This is a genomic window from Rugamonas aquatica, assembly GCF_009380215.1.
GTDB lineage: Bacteria > Pseudomonadota > Gammaproteobacteria > Burkholderiales > Burkholderiaceae_D > Rugamonas > Rugamonas aquatica_B.
Genome location: NZ_WHUG01000002.1, coordinates 561114 through 580325 on the forward strand (window position 1 = coordinate 561114; position 19212 = coordinate 580325).

22 protein-coding genes are annotated in these 19212 nt (G+C 65.3%); 14 read left to right on the top strand and 8 right to left on the bottom strand.

Features of this window, described 5'->3' with window-relative positions; translation table 11 throughout:
- Window positions 1-327: 327 nt before the first annotated feature.
- The 4 genes from GEV02_RS06800 (at window position 328) to GEV02_RS06815 (ending at window position 4798) form a co-directional block, all read left to right on the top strand.
- Window positions 328-1659 carry a sensor histidine kinase gene (locus tag GEV02_RS06800; RefSeq protein ID WP_152837309.1) on the top strand — a complete coding sequence of 444 codons (1332 nt, stop codon included), beginning with the start codon at window positions 328-330 and terminating at the stop codon, window positions 1657-1659.
- Window positions 1659-2411 (top strand): LytR/AlgR family response regulator transcription factor, encoded by a 753-nt coding sequence (locus GEV02_RS06805; protein ID WP_152837310.1) that lies wholly within the window; start codon window positions 1659-1661, stop codon window positions 2409-2411. The genes GEV02_RS06800 and GEV02_RS06805 overlap by 1 nt, the downstream gene beginning before the upstream one ends.
- A gap of 94 nt (window positions 2412-2505) precedes the next feature.
- Window positions 2506-3576, top strand: a complete 1071-nt coding sequence (locus GEV02_RS06810; RefSeq protein WP_174999002.1) for a S41 family peptidase — start codon at window positions 2506-2508, stop codon at window positions 3574-3576.
- Window positions 3577-3688: 112 nt separating this feature from the next.
- Window positions 3689-4798, top strand: coding sequence for a DegT/DnrJ/EryC1/StrS family aminotransferase (locus tag GEV02_RS06815; protein ID WP_152837312.1), 1110 nt, complete (start codon window positions 3689-3691; stop codon window positions 4796-4798).
- 2 nt (window positions 4799-4800) lie between these two features.
- On the opposite strand, the gene GEV02_RS06820 is transcribed toward GEV02_RS06815, so the two are convergent.
- Together GEV02_RS06820 and GEV02_RS06825 are read right to left on the bottom strand one after the other, a co-directional pair.
- On the bottom strand, window positions 4801-5265 hold the full coding sequence (locus GEV02_RS06820) for a carboxymuconolactone decarboxylase family protein (RefSeq protein WP_152837313.1): 465 nt from the start codon (window positions 5263-5265) through the stop codon (window positions 4801-4803).
- A gap of 98 nt (window positions 5266-5363) precedes the next feature.
- The gene (locus GEV02_RS06825) at window positions 5364-6233 is read right to left on the bottom strand and encodes an RNA polymerase sigma-70 factor (protein ID WP_152837314.1); all 870 of its coding nucleotides are present in this window, start codon (window positions 6231-6233) and stop codon (window positions 5364-5366) included.
- A gap of 291 nt (window positions 6234-6524) precedes the next feature.
- Between GEV02_RS06825 and GEV02_RS06830 the strand changes: the two genes are divergently transcribed.
- From GEV02_RS06830 to GEV02_RS06875, 10 genes are read left to right on the top strand one after another with little or no spacing between them, the layout of a single operon-like run.
- Window positions 6525-7658, top strand: coding sequence for a sigma-54 interaction domain-containing protein (locus tag GEV02_RS06830; protein ID WP_328595743.1), 1134 nt, complete (start codon window positions 6525-6527; stop codon window positions 7656-7658).
- On the top strand, window positions 7658-8308 hold the full coding sequence (ccmA, locus tag GEV02_RS06835; protein WP_152837315.1) for a cytochrome c biogenesis heme-transporting ATPase CcmA: 651 nt from the start codon (window positions 7658-7660) through the stop codon (window positions 8306-8308). The genes GEV02_RS06830 and ccmA overlap by 1 nt, the downstream gene beginning before the upstream one ends.
- Window positions 8302-8970, top strand: a complete 669-nt coding sequence (ccmB, locus tag GEV02_RS06840) for a heme exporter protein CcmB (protein ID WP_152837316.1) — start codon at window positions 8302-8304, stop codon at window positions 8968-8970. Before ccmA ends, ccmB begins: the two co-directional genes overlap by 7 nt.
- Window positions 8971-8989: 19 nt before the next feature.
- Window positions 8990-9775, top strand: coding sequence for a heme ABC transporter permease CcmC (gene ccmC / locus GEV02_RS06845; protein WP_328595744.1), 786 nt, complete (start codon window positions 8990-8992; stop codon window positions 9773-9775).
- Complete coding sequence (ccmD, locus tag GEV02_RS06850; RefSeq protein WP_152837317.1) at window positions 9772-9948, top strand: heme exporter protein CcmD; 177 nt, start codon at window positions 9772-9774, stop codon at window positions 9946-9948. Before ccmC ends, ccmD begins: the two co-directional genes overlap by 4 nt.
- Window positions 9945-10388 (top strand): cytochrome c maturation protein CcmE, encoded by a 444-nt coding sequence (gene ccmE, locus GEV02_RS06855; RefSeq protein WP_152837318.1) that lies wholly within the window; start codon window positions 9945-9947, stop codon window positions 10386-10388. Before ccmD ends, ccmE begins: the two co-directional genes overlap by 4 nt.
- Window positions 10385-12358, top strand: coding sequence for a heme lyase CcmF/NrfE family subunit (locus tag GEV02_RS06860; protein WP_152837319.1), 1974 nt, complete (start codon window positions 10385-10387; stop codon window positions 12356-12358). The genes ccmE and GEV02_RS06860 overlap by 4 nt, the downstream gene beginning before the upstream one ends.
- Window positions 12359-12370: 12 nt before the next feature.
- Entirely contained in the window at window positions 12371-12898 is a 528-nt protein-coding gene (locus GEV02_RS06865; RefSeq protein ID WP_152837320.1) for a DsbE family thiol:disulfide interchange protein, read from the top strand.
- Complete coding sequence (locus GEV02_RS06870; protein ID WP_152837321.1) at window positions 12891-13322, top strand: cytochrome c-type biogenesis protein; 432 nt, start codon at window positions 12891-12893, stop codon at window positions 13320-13322. The genes GEV02_RS06865 and GEV02_RS06870 overlap by 8 nt, the downstream gene beginning before the upstream one ends.
- On the top strand, window positions 13319-14035 hold the full coding sequence (locus GEV02_RS06875) for a tetratricopeptide repeat protein (RefSeq protein ID WP_152837322.1): 717 nt from the start codon (window positions 13319-13321) through the stop codon (window positions 14033-14035). Before GEV02_RS06870 ends, GEV02_RS06875 begins: the two co-directional genes overlap by 4 nt.
- Window positions 14036-14058: 23 nt before the next feature.
- Here GEV02_RS06875 and groL read toward each other — a convergent pair whose 3' ends face one another.
- From groL to GEV02_RS06905, 6 genes are read right to left on the bottom strand one after another with little or no spacing between them, the layout of a single operon-like run.
- Entirely contained in the window at window positions 14059-15684 is a 1626-nt protein-coding gene (gene groL / locus GEV02_RS06880) for a chaperonin GroEL (protein ID WP_152837323.1), read from the bottom strand.
- The gene (locus GEV02_RS06885; RefSeq protein ID WP_152837324.1) at window positions 15684-16427 is read right to left on the bottom strand and encodes a lectin; all 744 of its coding nucleotides are present in this window, start codon (window positions 16425-16427) and stop codon (window positions 15684-15686) included. Before GEV02_RS06885 ends, groL begins: the two co-directional genes overlap by 1 nt.
- Window positions 16428-16429: 2 nt before the next feature.
- Complete coding sequence (locus tag GEV02_RS06890; protein WP_070269905.1) at window positions 16430-16909, bottom strand: c-type cytochrome; 480 nt, start codon at window positions 16907-16909, stop codon at window positions 16430-16432.
- Window positions 16910-16939: 30 nt separating this feature from the next.
- The gene (locus GEV02_RS06895) at window positions 16940-17950 is read right to left on the bottom strand and encodes an SMP-30/gluconolactonase/LRE family protein (protein WP_152837325.1); all 1011 of its coding nucleotides are present in this window, start codon (window positions 17948-17950) and stop codon (window positions 16940-16942) included.
- Window positions 17951-17961: 11 nt separating this feature from the next.
- Window positions 17962-18552 (bottom strand): peroxiredoxin, encoded by a 591-nt coding sequence (locus tag GEV02_RS06900; protein ID WP_152837326.1) that lies wholly within the window; start codon window positions 18550-18552, stop codon window positions 17962-17964.
- 25 nt (window positions 18553-18577) lie between these two features.
- Complete coding sequence (locus tag GEV02_RS06905) at window positions 18578-19198, bottom strand: c-type cytochrome (RefSeq protein WP_152837327.1); 621 nt, start codon at window positions 19196-19198, stop codon at window positions 18578-18580.
- Window positions 19199-19212: the final 14 nt, after the last annotated feature.

Consider the following 19212-nt stretch of genomic DNA (forward strand, 5'->3'; position numbering starts at 1 on the left):
AATCGAACCCTGCTATAATCATGTAAGTACATGAAGTTAAAGAGAATTTCGTGGTTGAGTTTGAGTGACGCCGTCTCCACCACTGGATTCAAAACAAAGGCCCCCGTGCGAAAGCACGGGGGCCTTTGTTTTGAATCCTATCGCTGGCGCTGGCCGGGAATCGAATCCGCGTCCGGTACGGACTTTCCTCCAGGCAGCGATTCGACCGGCGGCATTCATCCGGCCGGCACCGGATTCCTCCCCGATTTGCGGGCATTCGTCGCATGGGCGAAAACACGCGCAGCCGAGCCGCTAGAATGGCGGGACTAGTTCAACTTGAGGGATTCAATGAGTTCTCCCGCATTTCTGCCGTTCAACGCTCCTCCCGTACCGGAAGTCAGGCACGACCGCCGCCTGGTGCGCCGCTACCTGCTGCAATCGGCGCTGCGCTTCAACGCCGGTTCGCTGCTGTTTCTGTCGCTGGCGATCGCGCTGATGCCGCTGTGGCTGAACTTCGGCACGGCTGCGCCGGGTGAGCTCGGGGCCCGCAAGCTGAATCCCTACATGATCGGCGGCGTCGTGCTGGCGGTGATGGCCTGGTTCGCGCTGATGTCGAGCGGGATCGCCCGCAGCTTTCTTGCCCGGCTGGTCGAGGAGGGCAAGCCGCTGTGTGCCGAGAGCATGGCGTCCTCGGTGACGCGCCGCATCGATGCGCCGTTCAATCCCTACACCACCTTTGACCTGTGCACCGAATCCTTGTCGGGACTCGCGCTCGGCACGGCGCTCGGCTACGCCGGCCCGCCGGCGTTCTTCCACGACCCATTCAAGGGCCGGATCGTGCTCGGCCGCTGGCGCCCGCTGGCGCTGGGGCGCCACGTCGAGGTGAGGGTATCGTCCGATTTGGGTCCCAGCTGCCACGTCGAGCTGCGCTGCCGCCCGGGCCTGGCCTGGTTCGCGATCCAGCGCGGCGAGTCGCTGAGGGCCGCCGAGATGGTCAGCGTCCAGCTGCGCCAGCACCTCACGCGGCATGCCAGCGCACTGGATGCGGCCCGGCGTGAACGCGAGCTGGAACGCACCTCGCTGCAGGCGCGCCTCTCGGCCTTGCAGGCCCAGGTCGAGCCGCACTTCCTGTTCAATACCCTGGCCAATCTGAAGTACCTGATCCGCACCAACCAGCAGGCCGCGCAGGACATGCTCGACCACCTGGTCGGCTACCTGCAGAACGCGCTGCCGGATATGCGCTCGGTGTCGTCGACCCTGGGACGAGAAATGGATCTGGTCAGCGACTACCTGGCGGTGATGCGTATCCGCATGGGCGAGCGCTTACGTTTCTCAGTCGACGTCGACGAGCAATTGCGCCGCCTGCCGTTCCCGCCGGCGATGCTGATCTCGCTGGTGGAAAACGCCGTCAAACACGGTTTGGAGCGGGCCAGCCGGCCGGGCCTGATCGCCATCAGCGCAAAAGGTGAGCGCAAGGCAGAAGGCGAGCTGCTGAGCGTGTATGTGGTCGACGACGGCGTCGGCTTGACCGAACAGGCCGGGCAGGGCACGGGGCTGGCCAATATCGTAGAACGCCTGCTGTTGCTGTACGGGCGCGAGGCCAGCCTGGTCGTGGAGCCCGGCGACGGACAAGGCGTGCGCGCCGTGCTGACGGTGCCTGTGGCAGGAAAGCAAGCCTGATGCCGAACGCCCTGATCGTTGAAGACGAGCCTCTGCTGCGGGCGGAGCTGACGGACCAGCTGCGCGTCCTGTGGCCCGAGCTGCATATCGCGGGCCAAGCCGAAAACGGCATCGACGCGGTGGCGTGCATCGATGCACTGAAACCGGACATCGTGTTCCTGGACATCCAGATGCCCGGCCTGAACGGCATGGAGGTGGCACGCCATATTCCCGAGTCCTGCCAGGTGGTGTTCGTCACGGCCTACGCGGACTACGCCCTGGCCGCTTTCGATGCCGGCGCGGCCGACTACCTGGTCAAGCCTGTGACGACCGCGCGCCTGCTGCAGACGATCCGCCGCCTGAAGTCGCGCGCGGCCGCCAGCCCGCCGCCGGCCGTGTGGGAAAAGCTGTTCGAGCAGGAGAGCGCGCCGGTCTACCTCAAGTGGATCAAGGCTTCGAGCGGCAATACGGTGAGGCTGGTGATGGTGAGCGAAGTGCTGTACTTCCAGTCGGACGAGAAGTACACACGGGTGGTGACGGAGCAAGGCGATGCGCTGATACGGCTGCCGATCAAGTCCCTGCTCGGGCAGCTGGACCCGCAGCTGTTCGCGCAAATCCATCGCAGCGCCATCATCAACCTCCAGGCTGTCGACCGGATCGAACGCAGCGAGCACGGAGGGCGCGGCGGCGCCGGCCTGGAGGTGATACTGAAAGGCCGGTCCGAGCGCCTGACTGTGAGTGAAGCCTTTACCAGGCAGTTCCGCCAGATGTAGCTGAGCAAGAGCAATACCGCGTTTTCGCCTTTTGATTGATTCATTTTTTATGGAGCCAAATCCTATTATGCGACACCTCCTTTCCGCAGCAGTCATGATCCTCTGCGTCATCGCTCTCCCCATCGCAGGCGCACAAGAACAGCGGCCTGCCGCAACCGAGCAACAGTCCCGGTCGTTGAGCGCAGCAGACAAGGCCGCTGCCGTAGACCTGTTAGCCCAACGCCTGTCCGACAAATATGTTTTCGCTGACGAAGGCAGCAAGATGGCCGCCGCCGTCCGCGATCATTTGCTCAAGGGCGACTACGAAAAGGCTGCGACGGGTGCTGAATTCGCCGGCTTGCTGACGACCCATATCCAGGCTGCCCACCCGGACAAACACTTGAGCATCCGCTATGCCCTCAACGCGCCACCTGATCGGCCTCGGCCCTCACTTAACCAAGGCATGCCTGCCGAAATGCGGCAGCGTATAACCGACATGGGGCAATACTTGAATTTCGCTTTTGAAAAGGTGGAGCGCCTACCTGGCAATATTATGTACCTCAAGCTCAACGGGTTCTTTGAAGCGGATATCGGCAAGGCAGCCGCTACAGCCGCAATGAATCTGGCAGCCAATGGCAACGCGATGATCATAGACCTGCGCGAAAACCGCGGCGGCGACCCGCGCATGGTGGCCCATGTGGCAAGTTACCTGCTTGGCGATCACAAGGTTCATCTGTCGGACATCTACTTCCGCGCCGAGAACGAAACCAATTCGTTCTGGAGTGATCCCGCCGTTCCAGGCGCGCGCTTTGGCGCGGACAAGCCGGTCTATGTGTTGACCAGCGGCGAAACTTTTTCCGCAGCCGAAGATTTCACGTACAACCTCCAGGCTATCAAGCGCATCACTGTCGTTGGTGAAACGACCGGAGGTGGTGCGCATCCGGTCCAGCCATTCCGTATCGATCCGAACCTGGTCGCCATGATACCGGTAGGACGCTCAATCAACCTGATCACAAAAGGCGATTGGGAAGGAAGCGGAGTTAAACCCGATGTTGCCGTCGCCGCAGACAAGGCCATGACTAAGGCAAATGCACTGGCCCTACGTCAGGTGCTGCCGAAAATCAGCAACCCGAGGGAGCGGACTATGCTTGAGAAAAAGCTCGCCGAGTTGGAAACGGCTTTGTAAATCTCTGCTGACCGGTTAGGCGAAAGGCGCGGATGCTTCCGTCCACAGGGCGGAAGTGGCAAGCCGCTGTTAGAATTGTCCCCCAATTCCTCCACAGCCCAAGCCCCGCCCCATGCTCAAATTCGCCCAGCCCCAACTCGATGAAGACACCATCCAGGCCGTCGCCGCCGTGCTGCGTTCCAACTGGATCGCCACCGGCCCCAACGTGGCTGAACTGGAACGCGCCTTGTCGGAAAGCTTCAGCGGCCGCCCAACGCGCGTGCTGACGTCGGCCACGGGGGCGATGGAAATCGCGCTGCAAGTATGCGGCATCGGCCCCGGCGACGAAGTGATCACCTCCGCGCAAAGCTTCTTCTCCGCGATGAACATGATCGTCAAGGTCGGCGCCACGCCGGTGTTCGTCGACTGCGAGCTGCACACCCGCGCCATCGACCTGGCGCAGGTGGCGGCGGCCATCACGCCGCGCACCAAGGCCATCATGCCGACCCACTTCCCCGGCGCGCTCGGCGACATCGACGTACTGTACGCGCTGGCCAGGCGCCATCAGCTGCGCGTGATCGAAGACGCCGCGCTGGTACAGGGCTCCTACTGGAAGGATCAGCCGATCGGCGGCTTCGGCGACATCGCCACCTTCAGCTTCCACCCGAATAAAAACATGACCACCATCGAAGGCGGCGCCATCGTCGTCGCCAGCGAGGACGAGGCCAAGCTGGTGGACCTGCTGCGCTTCCACGGCATCCAGCGCCTGCCCGACGACACGCGCGATGTCGCCGTCGCCGCCGGCAAATTCAATATGTCTGATGTCTCGGCGGTGATCGGCGTCCACCAGTTGAAGCAGCTGCCGCGCTTCCTGGCGCAGCGCGCCGCACTGGTGGAACGCTATTTCGAAAAATTCCCGCCAGTGCCAGGCGTAGTGCTGCCGCCGCAAGGCGTGCCGCGCCAGAGCTGGAATATGTTCAACGTACTGATCCCCTACGAACAGTTCGGCCACACCCGTAAGAGCTTCCGCGCCGCCCTGCAGGAGCAGGGCGTCGGCACCGGCATGTCGTACGAGGCCTGCCACCTGACCACCGTCGGCCGCAGCTACGGCTACACCGACGGCCAGTTCCCCAACGCCGAACGCATCGCGCGCGAAACCGTCACGCTGCCGCTGCACGCGTCGATGACGGCGCAGGATGTCGACCACGTGTGCGCCGTGGTCGCGCAAGTCCTCAAGGCCTGACCTTACATGCCGGGCGCCGGCACTTCAGGGATCTGGTTGCGCAGGCTGGCGTTGATGGTGTTCCAACCTTTGATGACGGCGATGGTGTAGCTGATTTCGGCGATCTCGTTGTCTGTGAAGTGCTGCTGCAGCAGCGCGAAATCGTCATCGCTCGGATGCTGGTGCGGCAGCGCGTTGACCACCTCGGCCCAGTTCAGCGCAGCGCGTTCGCGGTCGCTGAAGAAGGGCGCCTCGCGCCAGCCGGCGATGGCGTTCAGGTGGCGCGGATTGGCTTCCTGCTTGATCAGATCGCGCCAGTGCATATCGATGCACACTCCGCAGCCGTTGATCTGCGATACGCGCAGATTGATCAGCTCCACCAGGCGCGGGCCCAGCGAGCTTTTCTTGACGGTGCCGGACAGCGCGATCATCGCCTGCAGGTTGGCATGTGCGAGCTGGAAGAAGGGGATGCGTGCGGAGTGGTTCATGATGGTGCCTTTCGGTCGTTTGAGGGCACACCATTGCGCCCTCCATACCTGTTAGACGCCCCGGCTTTCCATGCTGTGACAGCTTTTCAGAAAAAATCTCAAATAAATTGCGGCACGCCGGTCAGCTTGTCCGGATTGCGCACGATGAATATCGACACGATGCGGCCATCCTCCACCAGGAAGGACTGCGCCGACTCCAGCTTGCCGCCCACGTAGCGCACCAGCCCCGGAGCGCCGTTGACGCGCGCCGCCCGGTAGGCGACCTTGTTCGGATTCTGGTGCTCCAGCGACCAGTACACGCCGGCCACGCGCCCCGCGCCATGCAGGATGTGCAGGAAGGAGTTGACCTTGCCGCCGCCGTCGGCCACGAGCTGCACGTCGCCCGCCATCATCGCCTTCATGGCCGCGCGGTCGCCGACCTTGGCCGCCTCGATGAATTTGCCCAGCAGGTCGCGGTGCCGGTCCTTCGGCACGTCGAAGCGCGGCTTCTGCTGCTGCACGCGCTCCTGCGCGCGGTGCACCATCTGCCGGCACGCCGCCTCGCTCTTGCCCAGTACATCGGCGATATCGGCGTAGTCGTGATCGAACACCTGCCGCATCAGGAAGGCCGCGCGCTCCTCCGGCGACAGGCGCTCCAGCACCCACAGGAAGGCCACCGACACCTCGCTCGCCATCTCCGCGCTGCTCTCGGGCGTGCGCTCGTCCAGCTCCACGATGGGTTCCGGCAGCCACCAGCCGACATAGGACTCGCGCTCCGCCATGCGCCCGCGCAGGCGGTCGATGGCGAGGCGGGTGGTGATCGTCACCAGCCAGGCCTCGGCCGATTGCACGGCCTCCTGCGCGCTGCCGTGCCAGCGCAGCCAGGCATCCTGCACCACGTCCTCGGCGTCGGCGCGCGTGCCGAGCATGCGGTAGGCGATGGAGAACAGTCGTGGACGCAGGGCGTCGAAGGCGATGGTGTCTGTCATGGCGGGTAAAAGTAGTCGTCGTCCAGCTTAGACGTGGCGGCATTCCATTTTGTGACAGTGTTGCACAACTGTTGATCCCGTGTTGGTTTTGCAGCACCCCGCAGTGCAGCAAATGAAATACAACACTGTCCGAAAAATCATTTTACGTTCCCGCCGCAAACCGCACCAATGCACAGCAGTGGTGATGCCTCTTTATCCAGAATGTGAATTTAGATGTACGTAATGATTCGTGTGCGGCGCAACAAATTTTCCCTACTCTGACATGACTACTCAACAATAACGGGAACCGCCGTGGACAAACTACTTACCTTCCCCGACCAGTCCGGGATGACCTTGTCGATCCGCGCCAAGGCCTTGCTATTCCATGATCCGCGCTCGTCGGAACTGCTGCAGCAGGTGGAGCGTATCGCCCGCAGCGACGCCACCACCCTGATCGTCGGCGAGACCGGCACCGGCAAGGAGCTGATCGCGCGCCACATCCACAACCAGAGCGGGCGGCGCGGTCCCTTCGTCGCGGTCAACTGCGGCGCCTTCAGCGAAACGCTGATTGATGCGGAGCTGTTCGGCCACGAAGCGGGCGCCTTCACCGGCGCCACGCAGGCGCGTTCCGGCTGGTTTGAAGCGGCCAACGGCGGCACCCTGTTCCTCGACGAGATCGGCGACCTGTCGCTGGCGCTGCAAGTGAAGCTGCTGCGCGTACTGCAGGAGCGGCAGGTGGTGCGCCTGGGCGCGCGCCAGCCGATACCGCTGAACGTGCGGCTGGTGGCCGCCACCAACGTCGACCTGCACAAGGCGATTGCGGCCGACCGCTTCCGCTCCGACCTGTACTACCGCCTCGGCGTGGCGACCGTGCACCTGCCGCCGCTGTGCGAACGCACCGGCGACATCCTGCCGCTGGCCCGCCACTTCATCGACGTCTACAGCGGCAAGCTGAAACTGGAGGATGTCACGCTGTCGTCGGACGCCAAGGTGGCGCTGCTGTCCTACGAATGGCCGGGGAATATCCGCGAGCTGGAAAACGTCATCCACTTCGCGCTGATCGTCTGCCGCGACAACCAGATCCAGGCCGAAGACCTGAAGCTGACCGGCATCTCGCACCGCCATCACACACACCTTGCGCGTCAGGCGCCGCCCGCGCTGCCGCCTCCGAGTGCGGACAGCTTGCAGCAGCAGCTGTCGGCGCTGGTCAACAGCATGATAGACAGCGACCAGCCGGACCTGTTCGACCGCTTCGAGGAAGCCGTGGTGCGCACCGCCTTCGACTCCTGCCACCGCAACCAGGTGCAGACGGCGCGGGTGCTGGGTATCAGCCGCAACATCCTGCGCACGCACCTGAAGCGCTTTGGCCTGATCGGCTTCGAAGCGGTGGGCGAGTTGGGTGCGGTGGGCGGCGCCGCCGGCCACGGCGAACTGCTGCAGCATTGATGGGGGCCGCAACCATGCGTCTACAGGCGCACCGGCTGGCCTGCGCGCGCGGCGAGCGGCAGCTGTTCAGCGATCTCAATTTCGAACTGCAAAGCGGCGAAGCCTTGTGGCTCAAGGGCGGCAACGGCAGCGGCAAAACCAGCCTGCTGCGATTGCTGTGCGGCCTGGGACGGCCGCTGGCGGGGGAGGTGCGCTGGAACGGCCGTCCTATCCAGCAACTGCGCGAGGACTACCACCGCCAGCTGATTTACTGCGGCCACGCCAGCGCCGTCAAGGACGACCTGTCAGCCTGGGAGAACGTCGCCACCGCCAGCACCTTGTCCGGTACCGCATGCAGCCGTGAGCAGGCCGTGGTGGCGTTGGTCAGCGTGGGACTGGGCAGCGCCGCCGACCTGCCTGCGCGCGCGCTGTCGCAAGGGCAGCGGCGCCGGGTCGCTCTGGCGCGGCTGGCGATCGATCCGCTGCCGCCGTTGCTGCTGCTGGATGAACCATTCGTCGCGCTGGACCAGACGGCGGTGCAGTCCCTGTGCCGCACGTTGAACCGGCACCTGGCGTCGGGCGGAATGCTGATCTACACCACGCACCAGGCGCAGGCCTTGCAGGCGCGGCGTCTGGAGCAGTTCGACCTGGACCGGCTACTGCCATGCTGACCGCGCTGGCGCATGTGATACGGCGCGACCTGTTGCTGGCCTTCCGCCGCCGCACCGACATTCTGAGCACGCTGACGTTTTTCGTCATCGTCTGCACCCTGTTCCCGCTGGGCGTGGGGCCGGAGCCGGAACTGCTGCGCACACTGGGCCCCGGCGTGCTGTGGGTCGCCGCGCTGCTGGCCAGCACGCTGGCGTTGAACCGCCTGTTCGGCCTCGATCACGCCGACGGCACGCTGGAGCAGATGCTGCTGTCGTCCGAACCGCTGGTGCTGATCGTGGCCGGCAAGGTGGCTGCGCATTGGCTCATCAGCGGCCTGCCGCTGGTGCTGTTGACGCCCTTGCTGGCCTTGCAGTTTGGCCTGGACGGGCAGGCGACAACGTCGCTGGCACTGAGCCTGCTGGTCGGCACGCCGGCACTGAGCCTGGTGGGCGCCATCGGCGCCGCGCTCACGCTGGATGTGCGGGGCGGCGGCGTGCTGGTGGCCTTGCTGGTGCTGCCGCTGTACGCGCCGGTGCTGATCTTCGGCGCCGGCGCCGCGGTCGCTGATGCGGGCAGCAGCACGGCCGAAGCCAACCTGCTGCTGCTGGCCGGCCTGCTGGCCGGCGCCGCCGCGCTGGCGCCATGGGCCACCGCATCCGCATTGCGTATTTCATTGGAATGACTGAAGAAGGAACATCATCGTGCTGAGTATCCGAACCACCTACACCGCCGACGCGGGAGCGCCGCGCACCGGCCGCTGGCTGCGCTACGCCGCGCCGCAGGCCTTCTTCCCGCTGGCCGGCCGTGCCATACCCTGGCTGCTGGCCGCCGCGCTGCTGCTGTCGGCGATTGGCCTGTATATCGGCCTGTTCGCCGCGCCGACCGATTTCCAGCAGGGCGACGCCTACCGCATCATCTTCGTCCACGTGCCTGCGGCCTGGCTGTCGATGCTGATCTACGTGGCGATGGCATTCTGGGCCGCCGTCGGCCTGGTGCTGAACACGCGGCTGTCGTCGATGATGGCCAGCGCGCTGGCGCCCACCGGCGCGCTATTCACGTTCCTGGCGCTGTGGACCGGCGCGCTGTGGGGCAAACCGACGTGGGGCGCGTGGTGGGTGTGGGATGCGCGGTTGACGTCGGAGCTGATACTGCTATTCCTCTACATCGGCTTCATGGCGCTGCAGGCGGCGATATCGGACCCGCGCCGCGCCGACCGCGCCGGCGCGGTACTGGCCCTGGTGGGCGTGGTCAACGTGCCGGTGATTTACTTCTCCGTCCAGTGGTGGAACACGCTGCATCAGGGTTCATCGATATCGCTGCGCAGCGCGCCGACGATGGCGACGCTGATGCTGCAAGGGATGCTGATTATGACGCTGGCGCTGTGGGCCTACGCCATTGCCGCCACGCTGCAAAGGCTGCGCGCCATCGTACTGGAGCGCGAGCGGCACACGGAATGGGTACAACGTTACGTCACGGAGCAACGATGATTTGGGATAGCTGGAGCGATTTGGTCGCGATGGGTGGATATGCGAAGTACGTATGGGGTTCATTCGCCGTCGTGGCGCTGGTGCTGGCAGGGGAGCAGGCCACATTGGCGCTGCGCCGCCGCGCCGCCTTGACGTCGGCACGCTCGGTGCCGGCATCGGGAACGCGCGCATGACGCGCCGTCAACAGCGTCTGGCCTTGCTGGCCGCCGCCTTGAGCGCGCTGCTGGTGGCGGCCTGGCTGATACTGTCCGCGTTCCAGAAAAACCTGGTGTTCTTCTTCACGCCCAGCCAGGTGCTGGCGGGCGAAGCGCCGCGCAACAAGAGCTTCCGCATGGGCGGCATGGTCGAGCCGAACAGCCTGAAACGCGAAGCCGACGGCATCACCGTCAGCTTCATCGTCACGGACACGGTGCAGCGCCTGCCGGTGCATTATCGCGGCATCCTGCCGGACCTGTTCAAGGAAGGCAAGGGCGTGGTCGCACAGGGAAAGCTGGGCAACGACCACCGTTTCGTGGCCGAGGAGGTGCTGGCCAAGCACGATGAAAACTACATGCCGCCGGATGCAGCATACGCGCTGAAGAAAGGCCGTCAATCCGCCAAGGTGGACAAATGATCGCCGAACTGGGTAACTTCGCATTGATGCTCGCATTGGCCCTGGCGCTGGTGCAGGCCAGCCTGCCGCTGCTCGGCGCGTGGCGCGGCAACCAGCGCTGGATCGCGCTGGCGCGGCCCGCTGCGGCCGGGCAGTTTGTCTTCGTCAGCGCCGCCTTCGGCTGCCTGCTGGCGGCGTTTGTGGACAACGACTTCTCGGTGGCGTACGTGGCGACCAACTCCAACTCCATGCTGCCGATTTACTATCGCGTGGCAGCGGTATGGGGCGGCCACGAAGGCTCGCTGCTGCTGTGGGTGCAGATACTGGCCGGGTGGACGGCGGCGGTGGCGGTGTTCAGCTGCCGCCTGCCACCGGCGATGACGGCGCGCGTGCTGGGCGTGATGGCGTGGATCAGCGTCGGCTTCCTGCTGTTCATGCTGTTCACGTCCAATCCATTCGACCGCCTGCTGCCGGCCGCGCGCGATGGCCGCGATCTCAATCCGCTGCTACAGGATTTCGGCATGATTATCCATCCGCCCTTGCTGTACATGGGCTACGTCGGCTTTTCGGTGGCCTTCGCGTTCGCCATCGCGGCGCTGCTGGGCGGCCAGCTGGATGCGGCATGGGCGCGCTGGTCGCGGCCGTGGACGCTGGTGGCGTGGGCCTTCCTCACGCTGGGCATCTTCATGGGCAGCTTCTGGGCCTACTATGAACTGGGCTGGGGCGGCTGGTGGTTCTGGGACGCGGTGGAAAACGCCTCTTTCATGCCCTGGCTGGTCGGCACGGCGCTGATACATTCGCTGGCGGTCACGGAGAAGCGCGGCAGCTTCAAGAACTGGACGGTGCTGCTGGCGATCGTCGCGTTCTCGCTGTCGCTGTTGGGAACCTTCCTGGTGCGCTCTGGCGTGCTGACATCGGTGCATGCCTTCGCCACCGACCCTCGCAGGGGTCTGTTCATCCTGGTGTTCCTGGCGATAGTCATCGGCGGCTCACTGGCGCTGTATGCGTGGCGCGCCCCGTCGGTAGGGTTGGGCGGCCGGTTCGCGCTGTTCTCGCGGGAGTCGCTGCTGTTGTTGAATAACGTGCTGCTGCTGACGGCGGCCGCCACGGTCCTGCTGGGGACTCTGTATCCCTTGCTGCTGGATGCGCTGGACCTCGGCAAGATATCGGTGGGCGCGCCGTACTTCGAGGCGGTGTTTGTGCCGCTGATGCTGCCGGTGCTGGCGTTGATGGCTGCCGCTCCCTTCGTCGAATGGAAAGCGGCGGAGCTGCGGCCGGTGCTGGCGCGCGTGTCGCGCATCGGCCAGGCCTCGTTGCTGTTTGGCCTGGCGGCCTGGCTGGGCTGGAAGCTGACGCCGGCCGTCGCGGGCGGCTTGATGCTGGCGGTGTGGATCGTACTCGGCACGGTGCTGCATCTGTTCCAGCGCGTGGCAACGGCGGGGGAGGGCGTGTCGCTTCGCCGCCATCTCGGCAAGCAGCCGTTGAGCTACTGGGGCATGTTGGCGGGCCATGCAGGCGTGGCGGTGTTCGTGGTCGGCGTCACGTTGGTCAAGGGCGGCGAGGTGTCCGAGGATGCGAGCCTGCGCGTCGGCGACAGCATCGTCAGCAACGGCTGGCGCTACAGCTTTACCGCGCTGGAGAAAGTCGACGGCCCGAACTACATCGCCGCCCGGGCCACCTTCGAAGTACAGGGAGCGGATGGCCGGGTGCTGGTGCTGCGGCCGGAAAAACGCTATTACACCGTGCAGCAGATGCCGATGACCGAAGCGGCCATCGATCGCGGCTTCACGCGGGACATATACCTGTCGCTGGGTGAGCCGGGCAAGGGTGGCGCGTGGGCGGTGCGCTTGCAGAACAAGCCATTCGTCGGCTGGATCTGGGCGGGGTGCCTGATTATCGCCAGTGGCGGCCTGCTTGCCGCATCCGACAAGCGCTACCGGTTGGCGCGGCAGGGAAGCGTCTCCCCGTCCGCCGCAGCAGTTCCGATTTAATCTGGAGAGAACATGAAACGATACATCGTGCCGCTGGGCGGCTTTGCGGTACTGCTGGTTTTCCTGGGCATAGGCTTGCGGCTCAAACCGCAGGAGATTCCGTCGCCGCTGATCGGCAAGCACGCGCCGGAATTCTCGCTGCCGCAGGTCGAGGATGCGGGGCGTACCTTCAATTCGAAGGACATGGTGGGCAAGGTGTGGGTGCTGAACGTGTGGGCCTCGTGGTGCGCGCCGTGCCGCGCCGAGCATCCCGTGCTGCTGGAGTTTTCACGGCTGGCGGCCGCGCCGGTGGTGGGGCTGAACTACAACGATGCGCGTGGCGATAGCCAGAAGTGGCTGCGGGAGTTCGGCAATCCTTACCAGGTGTCCGCGTTCGACGGCGATGGCAAGACCGGCATCGAGTTCGGCGTGTACGGCGTGCCGGAGACCTTCGTCATCGACAAGCAGGGGCAGATACGCCTGAAGCTCACCGGGCCGTTGACCTCCGAACTGATACGCGAAAAGCTGCTGCCGATCATACGAGAGCTGAATCATGCTTGAGCTGCGACGTAGTCTGGCGTGCCTGGCTGCGGCATGGTCTTTGCTGGCGCAGGCCGCGCCATCTGCGGCGGATGTGGCGGCCGATGCAGCGCTGGAGTTGCGCGTTCAGCACGTGGCCGAGCAACTGCGGTGCCTGGTCTGCCAGAACCAGACTATCGCCGACTCGCATGCCCAGCTGGCGCTGGATCTGAAGAAGGAAGCGCGTACCCAGTTGGCGCGTGGCCGTTCGGAGCAGGATGTGATTGATTTCATGGTGCAGCGCTACGGCGACTTCGTGTTGTACCGGCCGCCGTTCAAGGCCAATACCTGGCTGCTTTGGCTGGGACCATTCGCGCTGTTGGCGGCCGGCCTGCTGGCGCTCTTGTATCAATTGCGGCAACGCGGCCTCGCGGAAGGCGAGCTCGCAATGGAGGATTCGGAATGACGAGGTTTATCCTGATCGCGGGCGCCATGCTGGCCTGCAGTCTGCTGTTTGTGCTGCCACCGTTGTTGCGCCGCGAGGTCGGCGGCGACGCTCCCGTGAAGCTGCCGCGCCAGCGCTGGCCGGTGATACTGGTTGGACTGTTCGTCCCGCTGCTGGCGGCATCGCTGTATGCGGTGCTGGGCAACCCGGCAGCGCTGGTGCTGCCATCGGAGCCCGCGCTGGCCGCTGTATCGCCTGGTGCCGTTAGTGCAGCCGGTGCTGCCGTCGGTCCTGAACAGGTCGAAGCCATGGTCGCCCGCCTGGCCGCGCGTCTCGCCAGGGAGCCCAATGACGCCGGTGGCTGGCGCATGCTGGCGCGTTCCTACGAAACGCTACGCCGCTTCGACCAGGCAGCCGATGCGTACCGCCATGTGCTGACGCTGGAACCGGCCACGCCGGAGCTGCTGGTGGATTATGCGGTCGTACTGGGTATGACGCTCAATACCTCACTGGTCGGCGAACCCGAAGCCCTGATCGCCCGTGCGCTGGCAATCGACCCGAATCACGTCCAGGCCCTGGCGCTGTCGGGCAGTGCGGCGCTGGAACGCGGCGATTATGCAAGCGCCGTCAAACCATGGAAGAAAATACTGGCGCTGGTGCCGGCGGATTCGGATATCGGGAAATCGATCTCGGCGAATATCGCCCAAGCGGAGGCACAGGCGCAGCAACGATAAGGCCGCGCCTGTGCAGGCGGCCGTCAGGCCGCTTCCTCTAGATGATGGTGGTCGTCGTGAGCCTCGGGCGCAAAGGGGATGGTGTAGATGCCGGCATCGGTGGTCAGCAGCAGCCCCGCGATCGACGCCGCGTTTTGCAGCGCCGCCTTTGTCACCTCGGCCGGATCCAGCACACCCAGTTCAAACAGGTCGCCGTAGTTGCCATTGGCCGCGTCATAGCCGAAGTCTCCGCTACCCTCAAGCACCCTCGCCAGCACGGCGGCAGGCTGACCGCCTGCATTGGCGACGATCTGCCGCAAAGGTTCTTCGAGCGCGCGCAGCACGATGGCGATGCCCGCGTCCTCGTCCGCGCTGCCGCCGCGCAGATGCAGCGCGGTTTGCCTTGCGCGTAGTAGTGCCACGCCACCGCCTGGCACCACACCCTCGGCGATGGCCGCGCGCGTAGCGTGCAGCGCATCCTCCAGCCGCGCCTTCTTCTCGGACAGTTCGGCCTCGGTTGCTGCTCCCAACCGTATCACCGCCACGCCACCGGACAGGCCGGCCAGGCGTTTCTGCAGTTTGTCGCGGTCGTAGCCGGCGGAAGTGTCGGCTATCTGCGCCTTGATCTGCGACGAGCGTGCCGATATCCCCGCCGCAGGGCCGCCGCCGTCGATGACGATGGTGTGTTCCTTGCCCACCTCAACCCGCCGCGCCGTGCCCAGATCGGCCAACGTAACTGCTTGCAGCGTCAAACCACTATCCCCGGACAGCACACGCGCACCGGTCAGTGCCGCCAGATCTTCCAGACTCTCGCGGCGACGTTCGCCGAACCCCGGCGCCTTGACCGCCACCGACTTCAGCAAACCCCGCGCATGATTGACCACCAGGCCGGCCAGCGCCTCGCCCTCCACATCCTCGGCCACGATCAGCAGCGGCCGGGCAGTGGCGGCGACCAGTTCCAACAACGGCAGCAGCTCGCGCACGTTGGCGATTTTTTGGTCGGCCAGCAGTATCAGCGGCCGTTCAAGTTCCGCCACCTGCCGTTCCGCGTCGCTGATGAAATAGGGCGACAGGTAGCCGCGCTTGAACTGCAAGCCCTCGGCGACGGTCAAGTCGTCCTGCAACGACGGCCCGTCTTCAACCGTAATCACGCCGTCCCTGCCGACACGTTCGAAGGCGCGCGCGATCAAGTCGCCGATAGCCGCATCGGCATTGGCTGAAATGGCGGCCACCTGCGCGATCGCCTGGTTGGAGGCGACCGGACGGGCTACTGCGGCCAGCTCCGCCACGACGGCGGCCACCGCCTTGTCGATGCCGCGCTTCAGCCCTATCGGACTGAAACCGGCCGTGACGTACTTCAGGCCCTCGCGCACGATGGCTTGCGCGAGAACGGTGGCGGTGGTGGTGCCGTCGCCTGCATCGCTGCCGGTGCGCGCGGCGACTTCCTTGATCAGCTGCGCGCCCATGTTCTGCAATGGATCTGCAAAGTCGATCTCCCGCGCCACGGTGACGCCATCCTTGGTCAGTGCCGGCGTGGCGTGGCCGCGCTCCAGCACCACGTTGCGGCCCTTGGGGCCCAGCGTCAGCCTGACCGCATTGGCCAGGACATCGACGCCGGAAGCCAGGCGCCTGCGGGCGCCATCCCCAAATACGATACCTTTCGCCGTCATCAGTTGGCGGCGAAGCAGTACAGCAGGCCGGCGCCGCCGGTGGCAACCAGGTTCGCCTGGCCGCAACCACGGCTTGGATGTGCCGCGTTCCAGGACGTATTGCCGCCGCCCGTGCGGTCGAAGTGGCCCAACTGCGCGGAGCCGTCGGCGGCGCTGCTGGTGTAGTTTTTACACGTATGGTCGGCGGCATCGGCGTAGGCGCGGCCGTCCGGCTGCGACCCGGTGATGATGTCATGCTCGTTCGGCTTGTCGCCGGCTCCCTTCACCGGTTCGTTCTTCTCGGTGAAGACGGTGGTGCGCGTCAGGTTGTTTCCGAGGCGAGCAGCGTCCAGCGTGTCGCCATGCAGGTGCGCCACGTCGCGGGCCACCACTGCGCCACGCGTGTTGAACCAAGGCCCGTTGCCGATGCGGTCACGCGCATTGACAGCAGGCTTGCCGTCGGCCGCCTGGGTGCTGAGGTAGGCGCGCCAGGTCTGCTTGCCTGCGCCGGCCGATTCGGCCAGCTTCTGGCAGTGCGCATCGGCGCCGGCCAGGCCGCCGAGGTCCGCGCCTTTGCCCAGGCCTTCGCTGGTGACGAAGAAGCTCAATGGCTTGGACGGATCGGTAGAGCGCGCGGTGTTCGGCTGCGCAGGCGCGGCTGGTGCTGCTGGTGCGGCCGGCGTCTGCGCAGACGCTGCATAGGAGAGGCACAGCGCCGTGACGGCGCCGCAGATCAGGGCTGCTTTATGTATGGTCGTGGTCATGTTTAGTCTTTGGATTTGAAATCGTCGTGGCAGGATTTGCAGGTGCGCTGCAGTTTGCCGAATTGGGCCTTGATCGCCGCCACATCGCCGCCGCCCGCCACGGCTGCCAGTTCGGTGGCCTCCTTGCCGAAGCTGGCGTTGAGTTCAGCGAAGTGTTTGCCGTCTTTGAACAGCTCCGGCTTGGCGCTGGTGTCGTGCCAGCCCTTGCCTTGCTCGGTGCCGGCCGCGAACAGGCCGCCCAGGCCGGAGTTGGCGATGGCGGCGATGGTGTTGGCCGCGCGCTGTACTTCGTCCTTGTTGTACTGGCCTTCGACCGAAGCCTTGATACGGCCGGTATTCCACGCCACCAGCTGGAAGGCCGACTGGCGCCACTTGATGAGGTTCTCCGGCTTGGGCGCCTGCTGCGCCAGCACGCCGGCGGAACCGGCGAGGAGGGTGATCGCCAGCGTTGAGATCAGTACTTTCTTGAGTCCTTGTTTCATCGGTTTTCCGTCGTAGAGTTGAAAAAAGCGTTACTTGGCGCGTCCGCCATAGCCCTCTGCCAGCAAGGCTATCTTGTAGGCCGCGCCGCGTCCGACTACATAGAGAGTCTTCTTGTCCGGCCCCGCGAAGGCCAGGTTCTGCGGCGCCTTCGGCAGCGCCACCACACCCAGCGCCTCGCCCTTGCTGGAGAAGATCTGGATGCCGGCGGTGGAGGCCACATACAGCCTGCCGCTGTTGTCGACGGCCAGGCCATCGGCGCCGCTGCTGTTGCCGGTGTCCGTCTTGCGCCAGCCTTCCAGGCGCGCGAAGTTGCGGCGCGGGCCGATGCTGCCGTCGGCGGCGATGTCGTAGGCCAGCACATGTTCACCGGCGGTGTTGGCGACGTACAGCACCTTCTCGTCTGGGCTTAGCTGAATGCCGTTGGGTCGTTCGATATCGGCAGCGATGCGTTGCAGCTCACCCGATGGCGTGATGTGGTACACGGCGGGTTTGGCCACCACCGGCTGATCCGCCGGCGCGGGCGTGCCCGCCGGACGTGGCGGCGCGCCGGAGTCGGTGAAGTAGACGCCGCCCTTGCGGTCCACCACCAGATCGTTCGGACGGCCGAACGGTTTGCCCTCGAACTGGTCGGCCAGCGTGCGCGCATGCGACGGCGGGTAGACGATGCCTACGCGCGGCTTCAGTACCTGCACCGCATACAGGTCGCCGCTGGCGTTGAAACCGAGGCCATTCGAACCGTTGCTGTTGTCGAGGAAGGTGGACGTGCTGCCGTCGGCGGCGATGCGCGTAATGCGGTTGGCGGTCGTCTCGGTGAAGATCAGGCTACCGTCGGGCAGCACCACTGGGCCTTCGGTGCCGGTAAAGCCATCGCGTATCAGCTCGATCGGCGTGCCGGCAGCCACCACGCCCGCAATGGCCGGTGTGGTGGTGGGGCCTGCCGCAGTCTGCGCGTTGGCGGTGATGTCGGCCGCCACCAGCGCCAGGCCGGTCGCGACCAGCGCGGCGAGGTGAGGCCGCCAGGTGGTATAGCGTTGGATCATCGTCGTGCTCCTCAAGATTTCTTGGCTGGACGCTGGGCCAGTTGCTGCACGGCCGCCAGCGCCTTCTCGACATTGGCCTCCGGCGTCAGGCCGCCCACGGCGGCGGCGATCCTGCCATCCGGGGTGATGACGAAGGTGGTGCGCTCGGTCGCCGCGTGGTCGATCTCGACGCCACGCGTATCCTTCTTGCCGGCGGCGATTTCGCGGATCGCCAGCTCGTAGGACTTGGCGATATCGCCGTTGACATCGGCAGCGACCGGGAATTTTCCGGCGCAGTAGTTAGGATCGGCCGAGAACTCGTTGAGCCGTGCGATGCTGTCCAGCGAAACGCCGACCACCGTGGCGCCGGCGGCGCTGAACTTGTCGTGGTTGACGGCGAAGGTATGTGCCTGGATGTTGCAGCCGCCGGTGAAGGCGGACGGGTAGAAGTACACCACCACCGGTCCTTTCTTCAGCGCGTCCTTGAGCGAGAAGGCGAAGGCCTTGCCGGCCTGCGACGCCTGCACCTTGAATGCGGGAGCGGCGTCGCCTTCCTTCAGCGCGGCGGTGGCGGGCAGGGCGACTGCGGCCGCCAGCAGCGTAGCGATTAACATGCGTTTCATTGGTACTCCTGTTCTGATTAGTGGTCTACATCTCGGATACATAGCGGGCCAGTGCTTCGATCTCGGCGTCGCTGAGCGGCGCCGCAAACTGGTTCATCACGCCGCCTGCGCTGTTGTTGCGGCTTCCGCTGCGCCAGTCGTGCAGCTGCTGCTCCAGGTAGCGCTGCCCTTGGCCGCCGATGACCGGGCCGACGCCCGCCGTGCCTTTGCCTCCCTCGCCGTGGCAACTGGTGCAGGCCGGCAGCTTGCGCGCCGGATCGCCTTGTGCGTACAGCTGCTGCGCATGCGACAGCGGAGCGGCTGCCTGCTGCGGCGCCTGCGCCGATTTTGCGGCGGCCGGCATCGGCGGCAGCGTGGCGAAGTAGGCGGCGATGTCGGCCAGGTCGGCGTCGCTGATCCCGGTGGCCATCATCTTCATGAATTCATGCTTGCGTTTACCGCTGCGAAAATCCTGTATCTGCTTGATGATGTACTCCGGGTACTGGCCGCCCAACTTGGCGAATTTGCCGTCCGTGCCCACGCTGAAACCCTGGCCTTCGCCGCTGCCGCCGTGGCATTCCAGGCAGCGCTCGGAGTCCGCCTTTTCCCTGCCGGCCACCGGATCGCCCCTTGGCGCGGCGGAGGCGGGGAGCTGCGCCAGCAGCATCCACGCCAGCGCGG